The sequence below is a fragment of the Aestuariivirga sp. genome (assembly GCF_044238155.1).
Taxonomy (GTDB): Bacteria; Pseudomonadota; Alphaproteobacteria; order Rhizobiales; family Aestuariivirgaceae; genus Aestuariivirga.
The window spans coordinates 1-8,057 of the sequence record NZ_JBIIDX010000155.1; the positions used below are offsets into that span (position 1 = coordinate 1).

9 protein-coding genes and 1 pseudogene are annotated in these 8,057 nt (G+C 58.4%); 4 read left to right on the plus strand and 6 right to left on the minus strand.

Going from position 1 to position 8,057, the window contains the following annotated elements:
- Both ACILRN_RS14200 and ACILRN_RS14205 read left to right on the plus strand, forming a co-directional pair.
- A partial coding sequence (locus ACILRN_RS14200) for a PLP-dependent aminotransferase family protein (protein ID WP_395689359.1) occupies positions 1-1,275 on the plus strand: 1,275 nt, incomplete at its 5' end.
- A gap of 5 nt (positions 1,276-1,280) precedes the next feature.
- The gene (locus tag ACILRN_RS14205; protein ID WP_395689361.1) at positions 1,281-2,216 is read left to right on the plus strand and encodes a DMT family transporter; all 936 of its coding nucleotides are present in this window, start codon (positions 1,281-1,283) and stop codon (positions 2,214-2,216) included.
- Here ACILRN_RS14205 and ACILRN_RS14210 read toward each other — a convergent pair.
- Positions 2,213-2,530: an Lrp/AsnC family transcriptional regulator gene (locus ACILRN_RS14210; RefSeq protein ID WP_395689376.1), complete on the minus strand. Its 318-nt coding sequence runs from the start codon at positions 2,528-2,530 to the stop codon at positions 2,213-2,215. The two genes, ACILRN_RS14205 and ACILRN_RS14210, sit on opposite strands and share 4 nt — an antisense overlap.
- Positions 2,531-2,680 (minus strand): annotated as a pseudogene (locus ACILRN_RS14215) (AsnC family transcriptional regulator); the annotation flags it as partial. It lies immediately after the preceding gene.
- 121 nt (positions 2,681-2,801) lie between these two features.
- On the opposite strand from ACILRN_RS14215, the gene ald reads away from it, so the two are divergent.
- A complete protein-coding gene (ald, locus tag ACILRN_RS14220; protein WP_395689363.1) occupies positions 2,802-3,923 on the plus strand; it encodes an alanine dehydrogenase in 1,122 nt (373 codons plus the stop codon).
- Positions 3,924-4,016: 93 nt separating this feature from the next.
- On the opposite strand, the gene rpmF is transcribed toward ald, so the two are convergent.
- Positions 4,017-4,202 carry a 50S ribosomal protein L32 gene (gene rpmF, locus ACILRN_RS14225; protein ID WP_395689365.1) on the minus strand — a complete coding sequence of 62 codons (186 nt, stop codon included), beginning with the start codon at positions 4,200-4,202 and terminating at the stop codon, positions 4,017-4,019.
- Between the two features lie 70 nt (positions 4,203-4,272).
- Positions 4,273-5,049, minus strand: a complete 777-nt coding sequence (gene mtgA / locus ACILRN_RS14230) for a monofunctional biosynthetic peptidoglycan transglycosylase (RefSeq protein WP_395689367.1) — start codon at positions 5,047-5,049, stop codon at positions 4,273-4,275.
- A gap of 38 nt (positions 5,050-5,087) precedes the next feature.
- Here mtgA and ACILRN_RS14235 point away from each other — a divergent pair, with 38 nt between their 5' ends.
- On the plus strand, positions 5,088-5,966 hold the full coding sequence (locus ACILRN_RS14235) for a polyprenyl synthetase family protein (protein ID WP_395689369.1): 879 nt from the start codon (positions 5,088-5,090) through the stop codon (positions 5,964-5,966).
- 5 nt (positions 5,967-5,971) lie between these two features.
- Here ACILRN_RS14235 and ispG read toward each other — a convergent pair whose 3' ends face one another.
- Positions 5,972-7,198, minus strand: a complete 1,227-nt coding sequence (gene ispG / locus ACILRN_RS14240; protein ID WP_395689371.1) for a flavodoxin-dependent (E)-4-hydroxy-3-methylbut-2-enyl-diphosphate synthase — start codon at positions 7,196-7,198, stop codon at positions 5,972-5,974.
- 5 nt (positions 7,199-7,203) lie between these two features.
- Positions 7,204-8,004: a metal ABC transporter permease gene (locus ACILRN_RS14245; RefSeq protein ID WP_395689373.1), complete on the minus strand. Its 801-nt coding sequence runs from the start codon at positions 8,002-8,004 to the stop codon at positions 7,204-7,206.
- Positions 8,005-8,057 lie beyond the last annotated feature (53 nt).

Genomic DNA, 8,057 nt, shown 5'->3' on the forward strand with positions numbered 1-8,057 from the left:
CTGGACGACGGCTACCTGGTTGCCCGTGAGCGTTCTGGCTACTACGTCGCCGACAAGGCAATCGAGGATGCCGCCCCGCCAAAGCTGGCGGTAAAGCCGGGCATTCCATCCGGTGCGCTCGACTGGTCAAGCCGCCTCACCATGCAGCCGGCGAATCAGATCAACGTCTCCAAACCACTGGACTGGCAGACCTATCCCTACCCTTTCATCTATGGCCAGGTGGATCACACACTTTTTCCGCTTGCGGAATGGCGCGACTGCGCCCGCCAGGCCCTCGGGAAGAAATGGCTGGGATCCTGGACAAATGACACATGGGCCCACGACGACCCTTTGCTCGTTGAGCAAATCCGGCGCCGGATCCTGCCGCGACGGGGCATCATGGCCAATGATGATGAGATACTCGTCACTCTTGGGGCACAAAATGCCCTCTATCTTCTCACCACACTGCTGGTAAGCCGCGAGACCCACGTTGGCATGGAGGACCCAGGCTATCCCGACGTGCGCAACATCTTCAGCCTCGCCACCGGCAATGTGGCCCTTCTGGCAGTCGATGAACAAGGCCTCACACCGGGAGAGGCCTTTAACGCGTGCGATATCGTGTTCACCACGCCAAGCCATCAGTTTCCAACCACGGTCACCATGCCGCTGGAGCGCCGCATGGAACTGCTGAAGCGAGCGGCAAAACATGACGTGGTCATCATCGAGGATGACTACGAGTTCGAAACGAATTACGTGAACGAGCCTTGTCCAGCATTGAAATCGCTCGACGATGAGGGGCGGGTCATCTACGTGGGTTCGCTGTCAAAAACCTTGTTCCCAGGACTACGGCTCGGCTTCCTGGTGGCTCCACGTGACATCGTGGCTCAGGCTCGCGCACTCCGACGCCTCATGGTACGCCACGCTCCAAACAACAACCAGCGCACAGCCGCACTGTTTCTGGCGCTGGGACACCATGATACGCTCATCCGGCGTCTGCATCGCGCCTACCGTAGCCGTTGGGAGACTATGGGTGCGGCCCTGAATCACCATCTTCCGGACGCAAGCCGGGTTCCAAGCTTCGGTGGTACGAGTTTCTGGGTCGAGGGCCCGCCTGGCCTTGACAGTGAACAACTCGCTCGGGCGGCAGCTGCGAAGGGCGTGCTGATCGAACCTGGCCAGATAGCGTTTGGCGCAAGAAACGCACCCCGTAATTTCTACCGGTTGGCCTTCTCATCCATCGACGAAAAGAAGATCGAGCCCGGAATCCACATTCTCTCAAGCCTACAGCATCGCTGAGCAGCATGCGCCTTACCTCTGATAATAGAACGCTTGCAACTTTATGTGTGCTGGGAGGTGTTGGTCTCGCATCCGCGCAGGATGCGGTGGTCAAATACATGTCTTCAGGCTATCCAGCCTACGAGACACTACTGTTCCGTTGCATTGCGACGATGCCCGTCATCGCCTTCATCCTTTGGCGCGAAGGCAAGGGCTGGTCGATCATGACGCCACTCCTGCCCCTCGTGTTGCTGCGCGGCCTGATATTGGCAAGTGCGTATCTGAGCTTTGTATTGTCCCTCGCCGCCATGCCGATTGCCAATGCAGTGGCAATCTATTTCACCATGCCCTTCTTCGTTGCAGGACTGGCGGGCCCCCTGCTTGGCGAACGGGTGCGGCCTCATCGCTGGGCGGCCATCGTGGCCGGTTTCATCGGCGTTCTGATCATGGTGCGTCCCGGTGGCGGGGTGTTCGAGCCGGCAGCCCTGCTGGCTCTATTCTCGGCGCTTGGGTATGCGGTTGGCCAGATGCTGGGCCGGCCCCTTTCACAGAAAGTACCGCCCATCATCATCGCAACCTGGCAGAATTTCGTCTATGCCAGTCTCGCGCTCGGCGTGGGACTGTTATTCAATCTTATCGACTTTGGACCCTTCACCCACCCGAGCTTGATTTTTCTATCGAGGCCATGGGTCTGGCCTGGTCCGTTTGACGCTGCCTTGCTGCTTGGACACGGCGTCCTGGCGGCCTGCGCCATGCTCCTGTTCATAAATGCCTATCGTCTGGCAGAAACAAATTTCGTTGCGCCCTTCGAGTATTCAGCGATGATCTGGGCTGTTGGGTTCGGACTCATTCTGTTCGGCGACTTTCCGGATCTCTATACATGGATTGGCGCAGCAATCGTCGTCGCGGCAGGCATTCTGATGATCCTGCGGGATCGCAAGCTTGATCGTTCGTTGAATTAAATCGGGTAGCCAGCCCAAGCCTTGACCGTGCGCAGTGCCAATGAGGATTGGATACGCTGCACCCCAGGAAGCCTCGAGATGCGTGAGCGATGAATTCGCTCATAGTCAGCCGCGTCAGCAGCCGTCACGCGCAGGAGATAGTCGAATTGGCCGCTCATGAGATGACATTCAAGGATCTCGGGCACCTTCTGCACGGCTGTTTCGAACTTCTCGAATGCTTCCTCGGTCTGGGCAGACAGCGACACCTCGACGAAAAACTCATTGGCAAGACCTAGCGCCGTGCGGTCGAGAGTTGCCGTGTAGCTCGTTATCACGCCCGCCTCTTCGAGAAGCTTGACGCGCCGATGGCACGAAGAGGCAGAAAGCCCAGCGCGTTGAGCCAATTCCGCGACCGGCCGCTGAGCGTTCTTTTGCAATTCAGACAGAATGATTTTATCAGTTCTATCAATAACATGAGTTTTCATTCGTCGAAAATAGCATATTTCCGAATAATTTTTCAATCATGAAGTGTTTGGGGCTTTGAATCGGGAAATCATTTCGGCCGGGCTTTGGTAGCTTGGCAAAGTTGAAACGGGAGGATTTTCAATGCTTATTGGCGTTCCGAAGGAAATCAAGAATCACGAATACCGCGTTGGCATGACGCCTACATCGGTGCGCGAGGCCGGGCGTCACGGACATCAGCTATGGGTTGAAACCAATGCCGGCGCCGGAATCGGAGCCAGCGATGCCGACTATGCGCAGGCTGGTGCGAAGATCATCAGCAGTGCTTCGGAAATTTTTGCAAAGGCGGACATGATCATCAAGGTCAAGGAACCGCAGGCCGGCGAGCGCAAGATGCTGCGCGAGGGACAGATCCTCTACACCTATCTCCACCTTGCGCCAGACCCGGCCCAGACCAAAGAACTGGTGGCATCCGGGGCCATCTGTATCGCCTATGAGACCGTTACATCGGCGCGCGGTGGCCTGCCGCTTCTGGCGCCGATGAGCCAGGTCGCAGGCCGCATGTCGGTGCAGTCAGGCGCTCATTGCCTCGAAAAGGCACAGGGCGGGCGGGGCGTTCTGCTCGGTGGCGTGCCAGGTGTCGCGCCCGGCAAGGTTGTGATTCTGGGAGGCGGCGTAGTTGGCACCAACGCTGCCATCATTGCCCTCGGTATGGGCGCCGATGTCACAGTTCTCGAGAAGAACACCGACCGGATGGAGGAATTGGTGGGGCGTTTCGGCACGTCGCTCAAGACCATCTACTCAACGCAGGGCGCAGTCGAAGAAGAATGTGCGTCAGCCGATCTGGTGATTGGTGGCGTTCTGATCCCGGGTGCCGCAGCACCCAAGCTCGTGACCAAGACGATGCTCAAGGACTGGAAGCCTGGTTCAGTGCTGGTTGACGTGGCAATTGACCAGGGCGGTTGCGCAGAAACCTCCAAAGCCACCACTCACGCTGACCCAACCTATGTGGTGGACGGCGTCATCCATTACTGTGTGGCCAACATGCCTGGCGGCGTGGCACGTACCTCCACCTACGCCCTGAACAATGTGACGCTGCCCTACGCGCTGGCGATTGCCGGCAAGGGCTGGAAGAAGGCGCTGAGCGATGACGCTCACCTCCGCAATGGCCTTAACGTGGCCAGTGGCAAAGTGACATACAAGGCCGTTGCGGATGATCTGGGATATGCCTACGTGCCAGCCGAACAACTGCTGGGATCGGCCTGACGACCCCGCCACGCTCCGCAGGACTATCCTGAAACGCGAAAGCCAGCCTCGAAGGCTGGCTTTTTGCACTGGTTGGCTCTCTTCAACCGCAGATCAGGACTCGGTCTTGACCGAAAGCACCTGACGACCCTTGTAAGTGCCGGACTTGAGATCGATATGGTGAGGGCGATGGAGTTCGCCACTCTTCTTGTCTTCCACCCATGTTACGGTGGCAAGTTGATGGCCGGACCGGCGCATGCCGATACGGCTTTTTGACATTTTCTTGCGTGGGACGGCCATGAACGACTCCATAAGAAAAAAGCGCGGGGAGAAGCCCACGCCCATCCATGGGCCGGGCTTCTAGCCGAGACTAGCGTTCAAGGCAAGTGAGATAGGGACCCATGCCCGCCATGCGGATCAGGATGCGGTTGGCGATTGCCCGCACGCCCTTGGATGGCTTGCCGGCATTACGCCTCACTGGGTTAGGCAGCACCGCAGCGAGTAGGGCTGATTCCTTTTTTGTTAGTTTTTTCGCGGACTTACGGAAATGGTGCTGGGCGGCTGCCTCTGCCCCGTACACGCCTGGCGCCCATTCCACGATGTTGAGGTAGATCTCGATCATGCGCCGCTTGGACCAGATCAGGTCCATCCACATTGCGATGGGCAGTTCGATGAGCTTTCGGATGGCGAAGCGGCCATCCCACAGGAAGAGGTTCTTGGCTGTCTGCATGGGGATGGTCGATGCCCCCCGGGCAGGCGCCTCATCCTTTTCAAGAGCATCCTCGATCACACCCTGGAATTCGACCCAGTCAACGCCGCGGTGCTCACAGAAACGGGCATCTTCCGACGCAATAACCGCGCGCGGGAGCGCAGGCGATATATCCTCCAGGCTCACCCATTGCTTGTCGAGCCCTGCCCCGCCCAAAGCCCGCAGCAGCATGATGTTGGAGACAGGCGGCGGCACTACGGCGTAGACCAGCGTCATTACGATTGGCCATGCCACAACAAAAGCCACTGCATATAACGCCCAGCGCAGATAGCGCCGAACCGGACGCGTGGCTTCGTCGCTGCCGGGTGCAGAAGATGCGGCAGGGGTGTCCGCAAGTTCTGCGGGCGGAGCAGAGGCTGGTTGAGTTTCTTCGGTCATGTCCCTAATCAAGGGGGCAATAGCACAGGAAAAATGCCTTGTCCCTTGAGGAAGCCCTTGCCCGCTGCGCCACTGAAACCGAGGCCCTGCTGGACCGGTTGCTGCCGCCACATGGTTTTCCGGCCTCTCGGATCACCGAGGCCATGCGATATGCTGCACTTGGTGCGGGAAAGCGCCTTCGACCGTTTCTGGTTGTGGAATCAGCTGCATTGTTTGGTGTGCCGCGAGAACAGGCACTTCGAGCCGGCGCAGCTCTGGAATGTGTGCATTGCTACTCGCTGGTGCACGATGATCTCCCTGCGATGGATGATGATGACATGCGGCGGGGTCGACCGACCGCCCACAGGGCTTTTGATGAAGCAACCGCAATTCTCGCGGGTGACGCGCTGCTGACCTACGCCTTTGATATCTTGAGTTCTCCCGAAACCCATTCCTCGCCGGAGGTCCGCCTGACACTCGTCTCGAGGTTGGCGCGCGCCGCTGGTGCAGCGGGCATGGTCTCGGGCCAGATGCTGGACATCGAGGCCGAAGCCAGCGCAACCCAAGCCCTTGAGGCCATTACAACCATTCAAACGCTCAAGACCGGAGCCCTCTTCCGGTTTGCCTGCGAGGCTGGAGCTGTCATGGGCGGGGCCGATCCAGACGCACTGCTGCGATACGCAAGCAAGATTGGGCTGGCCTTCCAGATCGCCGACGACATTCTCGACATTGAGTCAACACCCGAAGCATTGGGTAAGGCAACCCAGAAGGACCGGGGCAAAGGCAAGGCAACCTTTGTGGACGTGTTGGGCCTCACGGCAGCGAAAGCACAGGCCGACACGCTGGTTGCAGAGGCGATTTCCAGCCTTGCTCCCTATGGCGATCGCGCTGCCACGCTCAACTCGGTGGCGCAGTTCATCGTCACTCGGCGGAAATAACCAGACTACACGCCCCAGCGGGATTTCACGTAGTCCTCGACAATATCCTTGAACTGCTGCGAAAGATTGTCACCTCGCAGCGTCAATGCTTTCTTGCCATTGATGAACACCGGCGCTGCGGGAAGTTCACCGGTGCCTGGAAGTGAAATGCCGATGTCAGCATGTTTGGATTCTCCAGGTCCATTGACAATGCAGCCCATCACTGCAAGCTGTAATGTCTCGAAACCGGGATAATCCCGGCGCCAGTCCGGCATCCGGGTGCGCACATAAGACTGGATATCCTGCGCCAGTTCCTGGAACACCGTTGACGTCGTGCGACCGCAGCCTGGACAGGCGATCACCATAGGGGCAAAGCTGCGAATACCCATGGTTTGTAGAATTTCCTGGGCCACCACAACTTCGCGAGTACGATCGCCGCCCGGTTCAGGCGTGAGCGAAATTCGTATCGTGTCGCCAATCCCCTCCTGAAGAAGCACAGCCAAGGCCGCGGTGGACGCCACGATACCCTTCGAACCCATTCCAGCTTCGGTCAATCCAAGATGAAGCGCGTACCGGCAGCGTGCAGCCAGCGAACGGTAGACCGCTATGAGATCCTGTACCTCGGAGCACTTGGCCGAAATCAGAATCATGTTGGGCGGGAGCCCCAACTCCTCTGCACGTGCAGCCGACATGAGACCTGACTGGACCACCGCCTCATGCATGACTTCACGCACGTCCCGAGGGGTTGATGAGCGTGCGTTCTGATCCATCAACTCTGTCAAGAGCGCCTGATCAAGCGAGCCCCAGTTGACGCCGATCCGAACGGGGCGATTAAAGCGCAACGCGGTTTCAATCATCATGGAGAAGTTTCGGTCCCTCTTCTCCTTGAAACCAACATTGCCGGGGTTGATTCGGTACTTGGCCAACGCTTCGGCGCAGGCCGGATGATCAGACAGCAGCGTATGGCCGTTATAGTGAAAGTCACCAACCAAAGGAACATCTACACCCATTCGGTCCAGCGCCTCACGGATACGGGGGACGGCACGAGCCGACTCCTCGCGATCCACCGTGATGCGAACAAGTTCCGAGCCCGCCCGCGCCAGGGCAGCCACCTGCTGAGCAGTTGCTGCCGAATCTGCAGTGTCGGTATTGGTCATCGACTGGACCGTGACCGGGGCTGTGCCTCCAACCGTCACGGCCCCCACCCGAACCGGGATCGACTCACGCCTTTTGCCGATTGCTGAATAACCCATGGTGTTCAATTTGCCTGAGGCCGGAGCAAGGTCAAGACAAAGAGAAAAGCTGCCGACAACACAATGGCCGGCCCGGTGACGGCATTGGCATAGGCCGACAGGACGAGTCCAAGAACAACCGCAGCACACGCAAGGCCCGCTGCCACCATTGCCATTGCCTCCGGGCCATTTGACAACCGCCGCGCCGCTGCAGCTGGAATGACAAGCAGGGCGGTTATGAGCAGCAAACCCACAATCTTCATGGCGACTGCCGTCATCAATGCGATCAGAATGACAAAACCAAGTTCCACTCGTCTGACCTGAATACCCTCAGCCTCAGCCAATTCCTCGTGAACGGATATCGCAATCAGATCGCGCCACAAAAGGCTGAGCAGCAACAGCACGGCCGCTGCACCGGCCCAAACGAGAGATACATCCTGCCAACTCACGGTCAGGATATCACCAAACAGAAGGTCAAGATGATCTCCGGTGGCACCAGTGACGAGCCCAACCGTTAAGATGCCAAGAGCCAAGGATCCATGCGAGAGAATGCCAAGCAATGTATCCGTGGCCAGAAACCGCTGTTTCCGCAGCAGACCGAGCAGCAAGGCCACCGCCACCGCAGAAGCCGCAGCTCCCAACGTAAGGCTGAAGCCAAGAAGAAGACCAAGCCCTACTCCAAACAGGCCGGAGTGAGCAAGCGTTTCACCAAAATAGGCCATTCGCCGCCAGACGATGAAACAACCAACAGGACCTGCAACGGAGGCGATGGCGAGGCCTGCAAGCAGGGCCCGTTGGAAAAATGGTTCGGCGAGAATGTCAGGCATTGTGATCAATGGCGACTATGGTCGTGGTTGCAATCATGGCCATGGCTTTCGTG

Coding starts and splice junctions, on each gene's coding strand:
- ACILRN_RS14205 (WP_395689361.1), top strand. CDS start 1,281: ATGCGCCTTACCTCTGATAATAGAACGCTTGCAACTTTATGTGTGCTG.
- ald (WP_395689363.1), top strand. CDS start 2,802: ATGCTTATTGGCGTTCCGAAGGAAATCAAGAATCACGAATACCGCGTT.
- rpmF (WP_395689365.1), bottom strand. CDS start 4,202: ATGGCCGTCCCACGCAAGAAAATGTCAAAAAGCCGTATCGGCATGCGC.
- mtgA (WP_395689367.1), bottom strand. CDS start 5,049: ATGACCGAAGAAACTCAACCAGCCTCTGCTCCGCCCGCAGAACTTGCG.
- ispG (WP_395689371.1), bottom strand. CDS start 7,198: ATGGGTTATTCAGCAATCGGCAAAAGGCGTGAGTCGATCCCGGTTCGG.
- ACILRN_RS14245 (WP_395689373.1), bottom strand. CDS start 8,004: ATGCCTGACATTCTCGCCGAACCATTTTTCCAACGGGCCCTGCTTGCA.